12 protein-coding genes and 1 pseudogene are annotated in these 15,378 nt (G+C 72.4%); 5 read left to right on the plus strand and 8 right to left on the minus strand.

Annotation, left to right across the window (positions count from 1 at the left end):
- Nucleotides 1-38 precede the first annotated feature (38 nt).
- The gene (locus tag OOJ91_RS19810) at nucleotides 39-380 is read left to right on the plus strand and encodes a hypothetical protein (RefSeq protein WP_266247006.1); all 342 of its coding nucleotides are present in this window, start codon (nucleotides 39-41) and stop codon (nucleotides 378-380) included.
- Here OOJ91_RS19810 and OOJ91_RS19815 read toward each other — a convergent pair.
- The 7 genes and pseudogenes from OOJ91_RS19815 to OOJ91_RS19845 all read right to left on the minus strand — a co-directional run bounded on the left by OOJ91_RS19815 (nucleotide 367) and on the right by OOJ91_RS19845 (nucleotide 8,587).
- A complete protein-coding gene (locus tag OOJ91_RS19815; RefSeq protein WP_266247007.1) occupies nucleotides 367-1,926 on the minus strand; it encodes a serine/threonine-protein kinase in 1,560 nt (519 codons plus the stop codon). The two genes, OOJ91_RS19810 and OOJ91_RS19815, sit on opposite strands and share 14 nt — an antisense overlap.
- A gap of 228 nt (nucleotides 1,927-2,154) precedes the next feature.
- A pseudogene (locus OOJ91_RS19820) lies at nucleotides 2,155-2,619 on the minus strand (hypothetical protein); the annotation flags it as partial.
- A gap of 207 nt (nucleotides 2,620-2,826) precedes the next feature.
- A complete protein-coding gene (locus OOJ91_RS19825; RefSeq protein WP_266247009.1) occupies nucleotides 2,827-6,429 on the minus strand; it encodes an adenylate/guanylate cyclase domain-containing protein in 3,603 nt (1,200 codons plus the stop codon).
- The gene (locus OOJ91_RS19830; RefSeq protein ID WP_266247010.1) at nucleotides 6,426-7,262 is read right to left on the minus strand and encodes an MBL fold metallo-hydrolase; all 837 of its coding nucleotides are present in this window, start codon (nucleotides 7,260-7,262) and stop codon (nucleotides 6,426-6,428) included. The genes OOJ91_RS19825 and OOJ91_RS19830 overlap by 4 nt, the downstream gene beginning before the upstream one ends.
- Nucleotides 7,263-7,385: 123 nt before the next feature.
- On the minus strand, nucleotides 7,386-7,847 hold the full coding sequence (locus OOJ91_RS19835) for a RidA family protein (protein ID WP_266247012.1): 462 nt from the start codon (nucleotides 7,845-7,847) through the stop codon (nucleotides 7,386-7,388).
- 55 nt (nucleotides 7,848-7,902) lie between these two features.
- A complete protein-coding gene (locus tag OOJ91_RS19840; RefSeq protein ID WP_007466198.1) occupies nucleotides 7,903-8,058 on the minus strand; it encodes a DUF4177 domain-containing protein in 156 nt (51 codons plus the stop codon).
- Between the two features lie 43 nt (nucleotides 8,059-8,101).
- Nucleotides 8,102-8,587: a hypothetical protein gene (locus OOJ91_RS19845; protein WP_266247013.1), complete on the minus strand. Its 486-nt coding sequence runs from the start codon at nucleotides 8,585-8,587 to the stop codon at nucleotides 8,102-8,104.
- Between the two features lie 743 nt (nucleotides 8,588-9,330).
- Here OOJ91_RS19845 and OOJ91_RS19850 point away from each other — a divergent pair.
- From OOJ91_RS19850 to OOJ91_RS19860, 3 genes are read left to right on the plus strand one after another with little or no spacing between them, the layout of a single operon-like run.
- Nucleotides 9,331-9,912 carry an Rv0361 family membrane protein gene (locus tag OOJ91_RS19850; RefSeq protein ID WP_266249770.1) on the plus strand — a complete coding sequence of 194 codons (582 nt, stop codon included), beginning with the start codon at nucleotides 9,331-9,333 and terminating at the stop codon, nucleotides 9,910-9,912.
- Between the two features lie 26 nt (nucleotides 9,913-9,938).
- Nucleotides 9,939-10,916: an ArsA-related P-loop ATPase gene (locus OOJ91_RS19855; RefSeq protein WP_266247015.1), complete on the plus strand. Its 978-nt coding sequence runs from the start codon at nucleotides 9,939-9,941 to the stop codon at nucleotides 10,914-10,916.
- Nucleotides 10,917-10,970: 54 nt separating this feature from the next.
- Nucleotides 10,971-12,122 carry an ArsA family ATPase gene (locus OOJ91_RS19860; protein ID WP_266247016.1) on the plus strand — a complete coding sequence of 384 codons (1,152 nt, stop codon included), beginning with the start codon at nucleotides 10,971-10,973 and terminating at the stop codon, nucleotides 12,120-12,122.
- 6 nt (nucleotides 12,123-12,128) lie between these two features.
- On the opposite strand, the gene OOJ91_RS19865 is transcribed toward OOJ91_RS19860, so the two are convergent.
- Nucleotides 12,129-12,449, minus strand: a complete 321-nt coding sequence (locus tag OOJ91_RS19865) for a WhiB family transcriptional regulator (RefSeq protein WP_007466209.1) — start codon at nucleotides 12,447-12,449, stop codon at nucleotides 12,129-12,131.
- A 405-nt stretch (nucleotides 12,450-12,854) separates the two neighbouring features.
- Here OOJ91_RS19865 and OOJ91_RS19870 point away from each other — a divergent pair, with 405 nt between their 5' ends.
- On the plus strand, nucleotides 12,855-15,269 hold the full coding sequence (locus OOJ91_RS19870) for a penicillin-binding protein (RefSeq protein WP_266247017.1): 2,415 nt from the start codon (nucleotides 12,855-12,857) through the stop codon (nucleotides 15,267-15,269).
- Nucleotides 15,270-15,378: the final 109 nt, after the last annotated feature.

Here is a 15,378-nt window from a genome sequence, read left to right on the forward strand (position 1 = left end):
CCGGTTGACAGCGGGCCCGGCCGCGACATGCTGGAGGGGTGAATCGACTGTCCAGGATCGATGCGCGGATGGTGGCGGCGGTCGCCGCGCCGGGAGCCGTCGCGCTGCTGGCCCTGCTTGTCGTTCTACGCCGGCAGGACCTTCTCGGTGTGGTTCTCGGACTGCTCTGCGTGCTGCTGGCCATGGTCGCCGCGGTCGCCGTGTCCGCCGCCCGCCAGCGTGCCGAACCGGAGCCGACGGACCAACCGCACGCCACCGCGCCGCCGGACCTGCTGCCGTACGGGATCGACGCGGACACGCTCGACGCCCTGGACAGCCGGGACGCGTTGCGTGCGGTGCGTGACCGGGGACGGGCGCGCGGCGGGTTCAGCGACCGGTGAGAGTGGGCGCGGTGAGCGCGTCGACGCCCCGCCCCGCCAGGCACCGGTAGACCCGGTCGACGTTGCCGTCCACCGGCGGCAACACCTCCAGGTGCCAGCCGACCGGCTCGGTGATCTCCGTGGTCACGCGGAACGTCGTGGCGCTGCACACCTGCCGTACCGGCTCGGCGGCGATCACCTCGTCGTAGTCCGCGCCGACGAGCGGCACCGGGAGGATGCCCTCGGCGTACGTCTCCCAGGTGTGCCTGCCGTCGCAGGGGACCCGTGCCGCCTCGGCGCGGGCGCCGCGGATGCGCACCGGGCCGAAGCACTCCAGCTCGGGCAGGCAACGGGCGCCGCTGGGCAGCGCGGTCGGCGCGCCGGCGCCGGACGCGCAGCCGGGCAGCGGCCCGGTTGCCGGCGCCGCGACCTGGGTCACCGAGGGGGACGGGTCCGGCGGTGGGCCACTGCTCGCCAGCCAGGCGCCTGTGGTGGCCGACGCGGCGAGCGCCAGCACCCCGGCACCGCCGAGGAACCAGCGCCGCCGCCAGCGCCGACCGCCGGGGACGCTGGGGCGGGTGTCCTCGACCGGGGGGCGGGGCCCCGGCTGGCCGGTGCCGTACAGGCCGGACCGGCTCGGGCCACCACTGACCGGAGAGCCACTTACCGGTTTGCCACCGACCGGGGCACCGCTGGTCGGGGTGCCGCCGGTCGGGACGCCGCTCACCGGGGCGGCCGGCGATCCGAACGGCAGGTTGGCGAGCAGGTCGTGCAGTTCGAGGGCGGAGGGCCGCTCGGCCGGGTCGTTGGCCATGCCGAGGCGCAGCACGTCGATCAACTCGTCCGGTACGCCCGGCAGGCCGGGAAGCGGCTGGTTGAACATCTCCAGCACGGTCACCAGGCTGGGGTTGCGCTCGGACTGCCACCGGGGCGGCCGACCGTGCATCACCGCGTAGAGGGTGGCGCAGAGCGCGTACACGTCGACGGCCGGCGACGGAGGGCTGTGGCTGAACATCTCCGGCGGCGCGTACGCCGGGGTGAGCACCTCCAGGGTGACCGAGGCGTCCCGCGCCTCGGCCAGTACGGCGAGCCCGAAGTCGGCAAGCACCGCCGAGTTGAAGTGCGAGTAGAGGATGTTCGCGGGCTTCACGTCGCGGTGCAGCACCCCGGCCCCGTGCGAGTGCGCCAACGCGTCCGCGATCTTGATGCCGAGATCGCGGGTCTCTACCGGGCCGAGTGGCGAGCTGCGCATCCGCTCGGCGTACGACCCGTCACAGAGTTCCATGATCAGGTATGGGTGCTGGTCGACTGTGACGCCGACGTCGAAGAGATCCACCACGTGCGGGTGCGACGACATCCGTCCGGCGGCCCGCGCCTCGCGCAGGAACCGGGCCTGGTCGCGCTCGCTGTCCAGCGTGCGGTTCTCCACCTTGACGGCGACCTCTCGGCCGACCGAGATCTGGGTGGCCTGGTAGACAGTGGCATAGCCGCCGCGGGCAAAGACCCGTAAATCGGTCAGACCGGGCACGATCGGCACCGGCAAGCCGCCGGTCGGGGTGTCGGTCACCGCTCGAAAATACCCAACCCGGCCGGCGGCTCAGCGCGCCGCGTCCGCCGGAGCGGCACCGGCCGCGCCGGGCGCCTCTCCGGTGCCTCCCGATCCGCCGGCCTCGGCAGACGTGGAGGAGCCGGCATCGGCCGACGCAGAGCGACGGGGACCGGCGGACGTGGCGGCGGCGGGCGCGGGAGACGTGGCGGCGGAGGCGCCGGCCGACGTGGCGGCGGGCGCGGGAGACTTGGCGGCATCGGCCGACGCGGCAGGGCCGGGGGACGCGGCAGCGGTGTCGGCGGCGGCCGGCGCGCCCCGGCGGGCGTCCACACGCAGGCCGATCGCGGTCGCCAGTGCGCCCAGCCCCTCCCAGGCCGCCACGCCGAAGAACCGGTCGGGGGCGATGTCGGCAAGCACGGCGATGCTGAACACCGTGAACGTGACCAGCCGGAAGACCACCGTGAACCGGTAGAACACCCGCCACTCGGTGACCGTGGCGAGCAGGTAATAGACGCCCATGTTGAACGACGCCATCGAGGACGCCAGCAGGAACGTGCCCGTGTAGTCACCAGCGCCACGCGTGGTCGGCACCTCGAACCCGAGCAGGCGTAGCTGCGCCTCCGGCCAGAGCAGACCGAGCGCGCCCATCACCAGCGCCAGTACGCCGAAGACCGCGATGGTCCAGCCCGCGACGGAACGCGGCAGCTTCATGATGGCCTCCCCAGGCACGGCGACGGTCACCACTGTGGACCACGCGCGGTGGTGACACGCTAGCCCCTCACCCCGACCACCACATCCCCAGAACCGCCAAAACCACCCACCCCCACCCCCACCCCTCCGGTGATCAAGAGGTTTGGGTCAGGAAGCGGGCTTCCGATGACCCGAACCTCTTGATCACCGGCGAGAAGGAGTGGGGGTTTAGGGGGTTTTCAGGCTTGCTTGGAGTTTTTTGGCTGCTGCTCGTTCGCTGCGCTGTTCGGTGGCGTACGCGAGGCGGACCGCCTCGTCGGCGCAGGCGAGCGCCTCTGCCTGGTGGCCGCAGGCCGCCAGCGCCTCGGCGAGCACGCTCGCCGCGATCACCTGACTGCGCACGTCCTCGGCGGGCGCGGTGACCGCCCGTCGGGCCCAGTCCAGCGCCTGCTCCCGCTGGCCGTGGGCGAGCAGCGCCGACGCGTACCGGGCCATGGTCTGTCGGCGGGAGAAGAGCAGCGAGGGCGCGTGGGCGGCGGCTGTCGCCACCGGGGCGAGCAGCCCGACCGCGGTCGCCGGGTCACCTGCGGCCAGCCGGGCGGTGGCCAGCAGCACCCGGGGCGCGACCTGCGCCGGCGCCTGCGGGTTGTGCGGTTCGACTGTCGTCAGCACCGCTCGGGCGGCCCGCTCGGCGGTCTCGTGGTCGCCCAGTTCCAGCGCCACGAACCCGCGCAGCGTGCCGGCCATTCCGGTGAGCAGCGGGTGTGAGGTCTGCTCGGCGTACACCAGGGCGTCGCTGAGCAGGTCGGCCGCGTGCTCGGGCTCGCCCAGCCCACGCGCCACGACGGCCCGGACGACAAGCGCGAAACCGCGCCCCCAGTCGTCGGACGCGGCGGCGAACTCGCGGTACGCCCGACGGGCCTCCCGGTCCGCCTCGGCCAACTCGCCCAGCTCGGCGGTGGCGAACGCCGCGACCGCACGCAGCGTGCCCACCGCCCACGCCTCGCCGACCCGCTCGCCGAAGGGCAGGAAGACCTGCGCCATCCGGCACGCCTCCCGCAGCCGGCCGGCGAGCAGCCGGGCGAACGCGGTGGTGCCCCGCAGCCAGGCTCGCCCGTACGGGTCCTTCAGTTCGGCGAAGAGCCGGGCGGCCCGGCCGAGAACCGCATCGGTGCCGGCGAAGTCACCCCGGGTGGTGGTCACCCAGGCCAGGTTCTGCAGCGACCAGGCCTGCCCACGCCGATCCTGCGCGCTGAGGCTGACCTGGTAGGCGGCGGCCAGCCGGCTGCTCGCCTGGCTGAGCCGACCGGCCACGAAGTCGCCCATGCCGAGCCGACGCATGGCGGACGCGCGCAGCGTGGGCAGCCCGCCGGCCTTGGCCACCTGTAACGCCTCCTGCCAGGCGGCCTCCGCCCGCCCCTGGTCGCCGAGCGTCTGCTGGGCCTGGCCGGCGAGCAGCAGGGCGCTGGCCCGGGTGGCGTCGTCCCCGGCGTTCGCGGCGATCTTCTCGGCGAAGGCGAGCGCATCGACGACCCGACCGATCTGCAGCAGCGCGCGGGCGTGCACCACCCGGTCGATCGCCGGTATCCCGTCGCGGGACAGCTCGCTGGCGCGTTCGGCGTACTCGATGGCGAGCGTGGGCTCCCCGGCGGACAGTGACCGGCGGGCGGCCCGGCCGAGCGCGGCGATCCCGAGCGGGACGACGGCGCGGGCCGGCGCGTCCGGTCGCAGTTTCACCGCGTCGGCGAGCGTGGCGGCCCGCTGGACGTGCGTGGCGACGAAGTCGTCGCGTGCCTCCTCGGTGAACCCGCCCACGGCGACGGCCGTGGCCCCGTCGACGGGCGCCGCCCAACGGGCCAGCGCGGCGTGCCGGTCGGCCAGTTCCGCCTTGCTCACCCCGGCGTACGCGGCCTCCCGCATGAGCGGCGTGGCGAACGCGTAACCGGCGCGGGTGCGGTGCAGCATGCGGCGTTGCAGCAGTTCCTCGACGGCCCGGTCGAACTCCACGGCGACCACCGCCGAGGGCCTCCCGTCGCGGCCGGCCCGCTGCTCGCGCAACGCCTCCAGCGCGCCGGTCGGCACGGTGTCGCCGACCACCGCCGCGTCCCGCAGGACGGAACGGGCGTCCGGCGGCAACGCGTCGATGCGGGCGGCGAGGACGGCCGCGAGGTCCCGGGAGAGCAGCCGACTGCCCAGGGAACCGGGCACGAGGCGCCAGCCGGCGGGCGTGCTCGGGTCGCGGTCGGCGGATGCCTGCCGCTCCGCAGTCAGCGCGCCGCGTTCGATAAGCAGGGTGACAAGCTCGGCCAAGTAGAACGGGTTGCCCTGGGCGGTGGCGAGCAGCCGGTCCGCGTCGGCCGGCGGCAGCTTCCCGCCGCCGAGGTAGCTGGTGAGCAGCCGGGCGGCGTCGGCGCCCCGCAGCGGCGGCAGGGAGTGCACCTCGGCGTCCGCGACGCGGGTGAGCGTCCCGGCGGTGCGGACCAGCTCGGGACGGCCGAGCAGCAGCACGAGCACCGGGCCGGTGAGTCGGGACAGGGTAAGCCCGAGCGCGCGGATGGTCTCGGGGGTGGCGTCGTGCAGGTCGTCCACCACGATCACCAGCGGCGCCTCCGAGGCGAGGCCGCTGAGCAGGTCGGCGACGGCGTTCGGCACCGCCTCGGCATCGGCGGGCGGGGCGGCCGCGCTGGCCCACTCGCCGTTGTCGGTGCCGGCGTGCACGGGCAGTTCGGCGTAGCCGAGCAGGGCGAGCAGTTGGTCGGTGGCGATCGGGGGTGTCTCGCCGGCAGATCGGGCGAGACGCTGACCGAGCCGGCGCAGCCGCTCGTCCACGGCCGGCCGGGTCAGCGCTGTCGCCGCGTCGCTGGGCAGGCCGACCGCGGCACGGACCAGGTCGGCCAACGGCGCGAGCCGGCGCCGCTCGCCGAAGGCGGCGCAGCGCACCGAGAGCACGCGAGCGCCTGTGTGCGCGGCGTACCGGCCGGCGCCCACGTCGTACCCGGCGGCGAGGCGCTCGACCTCGGCGGCGAACCGGGACTTGCCGATGCCCGCCTCGGCGGTCATCAGCAGCACCCGCGGGTCACCCTGGTCGATCACCTCGGCGAGTCGACCGGCGACCCGGCCGATCTCGGTCTCCCGGCCCACGTAGGGCGCCTCGTCGCCGAGACCCGAGCGGGTGCCCGGCGCGTCCAGCAGGCCCAGCAACTCGTACGCCTCGACCGGCTCACGCTTGCCCTTGAGCCGCAGCGGGCGCAGCGCCCGCCAGGAGGCGACGTGCCGGGTGGCAGCGGCGGTCCGGCCGCCCGCGTAGACCGCGCCGACGGCGGCGGCGTCGGCCAGCCGGGCGGCGGTGTTCACCGTGTCGCCGATGACCGTGTACTCGATGGCGGCCTGGATGCCCGCGATCACGTCGCCGGTGTTCAGGCCGACCCGCAGGCCGAGTGGGGCGCCGCCGCCCCGCTCGTCGTCGAGCACCCGGCGGACGGCCCGTTGCATGGACAGGGCGGCCCGGACGGCCCGTTCGGCGTCGTCCTCGTGCGCCACCGGCGCCCCGAAGACCGCCATGATCCCGTCACCGGTCAGCTTGTCGACGTGCCCGCCGAAGGTCTTCACCGCGCCGGCCAGGGCCGCGAGCACCCGGTCGGTGACGGCGCCGACCCGTTCCGGGTCGAGATCCTCCGACCAGGAGGTGAATTCGGAGAGGTCCCCGAAGAGCACGGTGACGACCCGGCGCTCGGCCGCCGGCAACGTGGCGGCGGCCGGCAGCGCGGCACCGCAGTTGTGGCAGAACCGGGCACCGGGGACGGCAACGGTTCCGCACACCGGGCAGGTCACATGTGCTCCAACCCACTGACCCCCGGCGCAGATTCCCCGGTGTCGACGCCCAGATACTCCAACTGGGCACGGACCGACCATTCCGCCGCCCACCAGAGCGAGCGGTCCACGTCGGCATAGACGGCCGCGACCACGGCCGAGGGTGTCCGCGCCCCGGCGGCGACCGCCGCCCGGACCTGGTCGAGCCGCGCCCGGCGGTGGGCGAGGTAGAAGGTGGCGGCCGCGGCGCAGTCGGCAAGCGCCGGGCCGTGGCCGGGCAGCGCCGGGACTCCGGAGTACGCGGACAGCAGCTCCAGGCTGCTCAGGTAGTCGCCGAGGTGCCCGTCGGGGTGGGCCACCACTGTGGTGCCACGGCCGAGGATGGTGTCACCGGTGAGCACCGCCCGCTCGTCGCCGTGCTCCACCAGGAAGCAGACCGAGTCGGCGGTGTGCCCCGGGGTGTCCAGCAGTCGGATGTCCAGGCCGAAGCCGCCGAGGTGCTCGGCCGGTTCGGTGAGCGGCTCACCGCCGATGGTGTGCGCCGGGTCGACGGCGAGGACGTGCACCCCGCCCAGCAGCTCGCTGAGCCGGGAGGCGCCCTCGGTGTGGTCGGCGTGGCCGTGCGTGATCAGGATCAGCCCGATCGGGCCGTGTGCGGCGATCGCGGTCAGGTGCCCCTCGTCGGCCGGCCCGGGGTCGACGACCACCGCCGGTTCGCCCGGCGCCGCGCGCAGCAGCCAGGTGTTGGTGCCGTCGAGGGTCATCGGGCCTGGATTCGGCGCGCGCAGCAGCGTCACCCAGCTCGGCAACCTGTCGGCAAGCGCCGCAGTCGCCCCCGTCACGTGCCCGCTCATGGCTGCGATCGTACGACCCCGCCCGCCACTGCCCGCGATCATGCACGTCCGGCCCCTGATTCGTCCCCGTTCAGGGCTTTCCTCCGGGCCGGTGCCGCACGATCGCGGGCCGCGGCGATGCGGTCAGGCGACCTCGACGATCAGTTCGATCTCCACCGGGGCGTCCAGTGGCAGCTCGGCCACCCCGACGGCGCTGCGGGCGTGACGGCCGGCCTCGCCGAAGACGGTGCCGAACAGGTCGGAGGCGCCGTTGATCACGGCGGGCTGGCCGACGAACCCGGGGGCCGACGCCACGAACCCGGTCAGCTTGACCACCTTGACCACGTTCTCCAGGCCGACAAGCGAGTCGACGGCCGCCAGCGCGTTGAGCGCACACCGCTGGGCCAGGTCCTTCGCCTGCTCGGCGGAGATGCCGGCGCCGACCTTGCCGGTCGCCAGCAACTTGCCCTCGGCGATCGGCAGCTGGCCGGAGACGTACACGTGCTGCCCGGACTGGACGGCCGGCACGTAGCTGGCCACCGGCGGCACCACGTCGGGCAGTTCGAGGCCCAGCTCGGCGAGCTTCGCGTGGGGACCGTTGCTCATCGCGTCACCCCTTCGTTCGCGACTGCGGGGCTCCGCTGCGCTGCGCTCCTCGCGCTCACGCCTTGGGCCGCTTCAGGTACGCCACCAGCTGGTCCGGGTTGGGGCCGGGGACCACGGCGACGAGCTCCCACCCGTCCTCACCCCAGTTGTCGAGGATCTGCTTGGTCGCGTGGACCAGCAGAGGGACCGTGGAGTATTCCCACTTCTGCATCGCTGGAGGGCTCCCTCGTGGTGCGGACTTCGTCGGGCACAGCCTACGGTCCGCTGGCCGGACGAGGCGCGGGACGCTGCTCGGGCATGGCCGGCAGCTCTCCACAGGGCCCCTCGTGCTCGTACCCCTGGGGGCAGCGCGACCGGTCGGGCAGCAGCAGGTCGCAGAAGACCCGGTGGCGGTTGTTCTGGTCGTCGGCGTTGGACACGGTGGTCTCGCCGGCGTCCAGCTCCGGCAGGAAGCCCAGCGACTCCGCGACCCGGCCGGCAAGCGCGGTCGCCGAGGCGAGGTCGGGCACCCGGATCGGCAGGTGGATGACGAACCCGGGCTCGTCGTCGTCCCGCAACCGCTCGACGGGCCGGGTCGACACCCGGATCACCTCCGGGGGCTCCGGAACCCGACGGTACGACCGCTCGTTGATGGGCAGGCTGCCGAACGGCCCGCCGGCCACCTCTCCCACAGAGCCGGGCCGGCGTTGCCTGTCGTTTGTCGGAAACTGGGTGCGAGGGATGTTGTCCGCATCGCGCATGAACTGCCTCCGGTAGTACCTCTCGGACCACGCTTCCGGCCCGGACCATTCATCCGTTCCGCCCCCCGCACCGGACGAAGGTAGGTCCCCGGAGGCGGTCTCGCCAACAGGACGCGCACGATCAGTCACCGAGAGTCACATATGTGACAGATGGCAGGTAGGAATCCCGACTGCGGTTGATTCCGCGGTCCGGGTGATGCACCCGGCGCCAAGAACTGCGCGGTAGGGGCGACACCGAACCGACGGATGGCCGCTACCCTTCCGGTCGGACGGTCGCACAGCGCCCGGCCGCCCGCTCGATCTCGCTCGGCGCCAGGGGTGGCGGCCGGGCGCCGCACCCCCGGGGGAACGAGATGACCCAACCGCCCAGCGGCGACCAGGCCGGCCCGCGCGCTCTTCCGTCGGCGTCCCCGGATCCCACCGGTCAGCCCGGTACGCCTGCCATCCCCGGCCAGCCCGGCCCGACGGCCTCCGGACAGCCGGTCCCCGGGCAGTCCGACCCGTCGGCCTCCTCGGTGGAGTCCGACGCGGCAACCGTCCAGGAGCGGCCCGGCCCACCGACCGCCACCCAACCCGGCCCGGCCGCCCAGCCCGCCCTTCCCGGCCCGGCCACTCCTTCCGGCCCGCCCGCCACTTCCGGCCCCGCCGCCCCTTACGGCCCTCCCGACGGTCCGGCTGTCCAGCCCGGTCAGCTCGCTCTTCCCGGGCAGCCCGCGCCGGGGGCGCTCCCCGCGCAGCCGGGCGTGCCGGCCCAGCCCGGTGCGCCCGCCGGCGTCCCGCACACCGAGGACCCGACCGGCCCGCCGGCAGCTCCCGGCGCCCCTGGCGCGATCCCACCACCGCCGCCCGGCTACCCGCCGTACCAGGGCACGGCCGAGCCGAAGAAGAAGCGCGGGCTGCTGATCGCGGCCATCGCGCTGGTCGTGATCATGGTGCTCTGCGTGGGCGGCGGCGTCGTGGCGTTCCTGACCCTTCGCAACGCGGAGTCCGGCGAGGGCGCGAAGGAGCCGGCGGTCGCCGTCGACGAGTTCCTCACCGCCGTCTACAAGGACCGGGACGCGAAGAAGGCAGCCAACCACGTCTGCGCCGCCTCCCGGGACGACAAGAAGATCGCGGCGAAGGTGGCCGAGGTGCAGAAGTACGCGAACGAGTACCAGAACCCCCGGTTCAAGTGGACCACCCCGAAGGTCGACAACCAGACCGGCGACCGGGCCACCGTCTCCACCCGCATCACCATGACCACCGCCGACGAGAAGGTGGCCGACCAGGACCTGCGCTTCACTGTGGTGCAGAAGACGGGTTGGTGGGTCTGCGAGGTCGCCTGACCGGCAAGCCTGGATAGGCTCGACGGGTGCGTGCAGCTGAGCGGCCGTCCGACCCGGCCGGTACCGGATGGTCGGCCCGTCTCCACGTGGTGACAGGCAAGGGTGGCACCGGCAAGACAAGCGTGGCGGCGGCGCTGGCCCTGGCGCTGGCCGCCGGTGGCCGTCGCACCCTGCTGGTCGAGGTCGAGGGCCGGCAGGGCATCGCCCAGCTCTTCGGCATCGATCCACTGCCGTACGAGGAGCGGCACCTCGCCGACTCGCCGGACGGCGGTGAGGTGCGCGCGCTCGCGGTGGACGCCGAGGAGGCGTTGCTCGAGTACCTGGACATGTTCTACAAGCTGGGAGCGGCGGGCCGGGCCCTGCGCAAGCTCGGCGCCATCGACTTCGCCACGACAATCGCCCCGGGTCTTCGTGACGTGCTGCTCACCGGCAAGGTGAAGGAGGCCACCACCCGCACCGCGGGGCAGCGGCGCGCGTACGACGCGGTGGTGCTTGACGCGCCGCCCACCGGTCGGATCGGCCGTTTCCTCAACGTCACGGCCGAGACGGCGCGGCTCGCCAAGGTCGGCCCGATCAAGACCCAGAGCGAGGGGGTCTCCGCGCTGCTGCGCTCCCCGATGACCGCCGTCCACGTGGTCACGCTGCTGGAGGAGATGCCGGTGCAGGAGACGGTGGACGCCATCGCCGACCTGACCTCGCTCGGCTTCGGCGTCGGAAAGGTGATCGTCAACGGCGCCCGACCCGCGCTGCCGGCCGGCCCGGCGGTCACCGCCGCGGAACTCGAGCGCGGCCTGGTCGCCGCCGGGCTGCCTGCCGATCGGGACATCGTGGCCGGATTGCACAACGAGGCGCGGGACCAGCTCATCCGGCGCGAACTGGAGGATTCGCTCCGCGCCGACCTGGTGGAACTGGGGCTGCCGATGATCGAGCTGCCGTTGCTGCCCGACGGGGTGGACCGGGCGGGCCTCTCGACACTGGCCCGGGCCCTCGTCAGCGCCGATTGACTCACACCTGAGCTCAGCACGGGCGCATGGACCGACGCGGCCCGATACGCTCGATTGGTGCCTTCCGAAGACGCGGCGCCGCAGCTGGACGTCGACCAGATCCTCGCCGACCCGGGCGTGCGGATCGTCGTGTGCTGCGGTGCCGGCGGGGTGGGTAAGACGACCACCGCCGCGGCGCTGGCGCTGCGGGCCGCCGAACAGCACGGTCGGCGCACGGTGGTGCTCACCATCGACCCGGCCCGCCGGCTGGCCCAGTCGCTGGGCCTGACCGAGCTGGACAACACACCCCGTCAGGTCAAGGGCATCGACGTCGAGGCCAGCGGCGGTGAGCTGCACGCCATGATGCTGGACATGAAGCGCACCTTCGACGACGTGGTGCTCCAGCACACCGACCCGACGAAGGCCGCGGAGATCTTCGCGAACCCGTTCTACCACGCGATGAGCTCGACGTTCGCCGGCACGCAGGAATACATGGCGATGGAGAAGCTGGGCCAGCTGCACGCCCGGGGCGAGTGGGACCTGATCGTGGTGGACACGCCGCCGTCCCGCTCGGCGCTTGATTTCCTGGACGCGCCGGCCCGACTGTCCCGGTTCCTCGACGGCCGGATGCTGCGCCTGCTGCTGGCACCTGCGCGCAGCGGCGGGCGGAGCATGTTCAACCTGGTCACGGCCTCGTTCGGGATGTTCTCGAAGGTGGTCCAGAAGGTGCTCGGCGCGCAGTTGCTCACCGACCTGTCCGGCTTCGTGGCCGCGCTCGACTCGATGTTCGGGGGTTTCCGGCAGCGGGCCGAGCAGACGTACCGCATCCTGCAGGCGCGGGAGACGGCCTTCGTGCTGGTCGCGGCGCCGGAGCCGGACGCGGTCCGGGAGGCCGCCTACTTCGCGAGCCGGCTGCGGGAGGAGAAGATGCCGCTGGCCGGCCTGGTGCTCAACCGGGTGCACCGACCGGTGGTCCCGCAGTTGGACGCCGAGCAGAGTGGGGCCGCCGCGGAGCGGCTGGCCGAGCTGGGTGGGCACGAGGCCACCGCCGACGTGCTGCGGGCGCACGCCGCGCTGGCCCGTCAGGCGGTACGCGAGCAGCAGGTCGCCGCGCGGTTCACCGAGGCGTTCCCGGCGGTGCCGGCGGTGTCGGTGACGGCGCAGCCCGCCGACGTGCACGACGTCGACGGGCTGCGGACGATCGGCGCGGCGATCAGCCGGTCGTGACCGGCGTCAGGTGGCCGCGCTGACGAGGATCTTGTCCTTGCCAGCCTTGTCCTTGCTGTTCTTCTTCATCGCTGCCTCGAACATCTTGCGCCAGCTCGTCACCTGGGGGTGACGACGCAGCAACGCCCGGCGTTCGCGTTCGGTCATACCGCCCCACACACCGAACTCGATCCGGTTGTCCAGCGCGTCGGCCAGGCACTCGTACCGAACTGGGCAGCTCCGGCAGATCCGCTTCGCCACGTTCTGTTCGGCGCCCTGTACGAACAACGCGTCCGGGTCCCCGTTCTGACACGCCGCCAGCGACGGCCAGTCAGTGATCATGCCCATGTGTACTCGTCCCCCCTTGCAGTACCTACCGACCTCGTTGCACGGCAGCCGGCAATTTCCCCCCGATCGCCCGGCCCGCCTTCCCCAAGGCGGCGCGGGCGACATGTGGCGCTGTCGCCGCCATCATCATGCTCTGTAGTCGACTGATTACGCAACGTTGTCGGCGAAATCCATCATTCCGGACACTCCCGGCTTCCCGGGCTCTCGACCGCCGGTTACCCCGCCGAGGTCGACGAAAACGCTGCGGGGCCTCCGCCAAACGGTGGAGACTCACGCCGGGTCACACGCAACCTCGTACCGGGGGTCATGCGTTTAGCACAACGAGGGCAGCGCGCGCAGGAAATGGGGAAAGAACTCCCAGGCGCCCCTCGTTCCCTACTCGCGTACCATGCCGAGGTGACCTGGATGCGGAAACGTGACCACAATGTGCTGACCAACGCCGCATCGCTGCTCATATGTGGCCTGTTGGCTGGCGTGGTGGTCGCTGCGGCGGCCTTCCCCGCGGTGGCGATGTCCGGCTTGGCCGCGAAGGCCGGCGCAGAGACATTTGGCAACCTGCCGACGGAGCTGACGGTGGCCCGCGCGCCGCAGATCAGCTACCTGCTGGCGTCGGACGGCAAGACGCCGCTGGCGACGATGTACGACGAGAACCGCCGCGACGTGAAGCTCGCGGACATCTCGCCGTACATGATCAAGGCCATCATCGCGGCCGAGGACCATGACTTCTACAAGCACAACGGCGTCGACATCAACGGTGTCGCCCGCGCGTTCGTCAACAACCAGAGCGAGGGCTCCGGCCGACAGGGCGCCTCGACGCTGACCATGCAGTACGTCCGGCTGGCCATCGCCTACTCGGCCACGCACCCGGCCGACGTGGTCGCGGCGACCGAGGACACCAGCGCCCGCAAGCTCCGCGAGATGCGGCTGGCCCTGCAGGTCGACAAGGAGTTCTCCAAGGACGAGATCCTGACCCGCTACCTCAACCTCGCCTCGTTCGGCAACGGCGCGTACGGCATCTACGCCGCCAGCCAGGTCTACTTCGGCAAACCGCCGAGCAAGCTGAAGATCGAGGAAGCCGCGCTGCTGGCCGGCATGGTGAAGGCGCCGACGACGAACGACCCGACCACCAAGAGCGGCTACCCGCTGGCGCAGGACCGACGCAACTACGTCATCCAGAACATGGTCGACACCAAGGCCATCACCCAGCAGGAGGCCGACACCGCCAAGGCGGTCAAGCTGAAGGTGCAGGACAAGCGCACCCCGAACGGCTGTGTCTCCACGAACGTCAACAGCTGGGGCTTCTTCTGCGACTACTTCTACCGCTGGTGGATGCAGCAGGAGACGTTCGGCTCGACGTCGTACGACCGTGAGCGGCGCCTGAAGAGCGGCGGCTACACAGTCGTGACCTCCATCGACATCCAGGCGCAGAAGGGCGCCGACAAGGCGGTCCGCAAGGCCAAGAAGGAGACCAGCAAGGAAGCCGCAATGGTCGCCGTGGTGGAGCCGGGCACCGGCCGGGTGCGGGCCCTCGCGGTCAACAGGCAGTTCAAGCTTGACGACCCGAAGCACCCGACGAACAAGATCTCCAGCGACCCGGCGAAGAGCCGGAGGGGCATCAAGGGCAACTACCCGGCGACTGTCAACCCGCTGCTCACCGGCGGCGACGGCATCGCCGGCTACCAGGCCGGCTCGACGTTCAAGATCTTCAGCATCGTCGCCGCGCTGGAGAAGGGCATCCCGCTCAGCTACTCGTTCAACGCGCCGCAGCAGTTCAAGTCGGAATACATCATCGACAGCAGCAGCCCGGCGGCCTGCCCCGGCACCCACTTCTACTGCCCGACCAACTCCGGCAAGAAGGCCGGCGGCGTGCAGACCATGTGGAGCGCCTTCGCCCAGTCGATCAACACCTACTTCGTGCCGCTGCAGCAGCAGGTCGGCGCCGAGAACGTGGTCGACGTCGCCAAGCGGGCCGGCATCCAGTTCCGGGCCAGCACCGACGCCACGTTCGCCGCCACCAAGGAATCGGCCCACCAGTGGGGCGCCTTCACCCTGGGCGTCTCCTCCACCACCCCACTGGACCTGGCCAACGCGTACGCGACCCTCGCGGCGGACGGCAAGTACTGCGAGCCGATTCCGGTGCAGGAGATCCGCGACCCGGACGGCAAGAAGCTGGACATCGCCAACCCGCGCTGCGAGAAGCGGTTCAGCACCGACGTGGCCCGTGCCGCCGTGGACGCCGCCCGCTGCCCGGTCGGCGACAACTCCAAGACCAGCAAGTGCGGCAGCAGCCGTACCGCCGCGGTGGTGAAGGGCATCGTCGACGCGCCGGTCGCCGGCAAGTCCGGCACCACCGACTCGGAGAAGACCGCCGCCCTGGTCGCGATGACCAAGCAGTACGCGGTGGCCGGCATCATGGCCGACCCGGACTGGCCGCAGACGAACGTCAAGATGAAGCACGCCGAGAAGGACGGCATCAACCCGCCGGTGTACGAGACGCTGCGGGACGCCATGAGGGGCAAACCGCGGATCAACTTCGAGCCACCGGGCCAGAAGATCTCCGAGGGTGACCAGCGCAGCATCCCCGACGTGAAGTGCCAGCCGGTGGACACCGCGAAGTCCCGGATCAAGGGCGCCGGCTTCGAGCCGATCGTCTCCGAGACGAAGGTGGCCTCCACCTGCCCGGCGGGCACCGCCGCCGGCACCAGCCCGGACGGGCGCACCATCAAGAACGGCATCGTCACCATCCAGATCAGCACCGGCGGCGGCGCTCCGGCGGGCACCGACAAGACGAAACCGCCCGGCGGCCGCCCCAACGGCTGAGTCGACGCGCAGGGCACACGAAAACGGGCGGGCACCCACAGTGGGTGCCCGCCCGTTTCGTCGGTCCGGAACGGCGCTGCCGACTTGTCCGCAGGGGAACCGCTGCGGC

Origin of the sequence: Micromonospora lupini (assembly GCF_026342015.1) — a bacterium.
In the GTDB taxonomy this organism is placed as follows: domain Bacteria; phylum Actinomycetota; class Actinomycetes; order Mycobacteriales; family Micromonosporaceae; genus Micromonospora; species Micromonospora lupini_B.

Excerpts from the sequence above, each read along its gene's own strand:
- OOJ91_RS19865 (WP_007466209.1), bottom strand. The coding sequence starts at position 12,449 with ATGGGCATGATCACTGACTGGCCGTCGCTGGCGGCGTGTCAGAACGGG.
- OOJ91_RS19840 (WP_007466198.1), bottom strand. The coding sequence starts at position 8,058 with ATGCAGAAGTGGGAATACTCCACGGTCCCTCTGCTGGTCCACGCGACC.
- OOJ91_RS19830 (WP_266247010.1), bottom strand. The coding sequence starts at position 7,262 with ATGAGCGGGCACGTGACGGGGGCGACTGCGGCGCTTGCCGACAGGTTG.
- OOJ91_RS19870 (WP_266247017.1), top strand. The coding sequence starts at position 12,855 with ATGCGGAAACGTGACCACAATGTGCTGACCAACGCCGCATCGCTGCTC.
- OOJ91_RS19845 (WP_266247013.1), bottom strand. The coding sequence starts at position 8,587 with ATGCGCGATGCGGACAACATCCCTCGCACCCAGTTTCCGACAAACGAC.
- OOJ91_RS19835 (WP_266247012.1), bottom strand. The coding sequence starts at position 7,847 with ATGAGCAACGGTCCCCACGCGAAGCTCGCCGAGCTGGGCCTCGAACTG.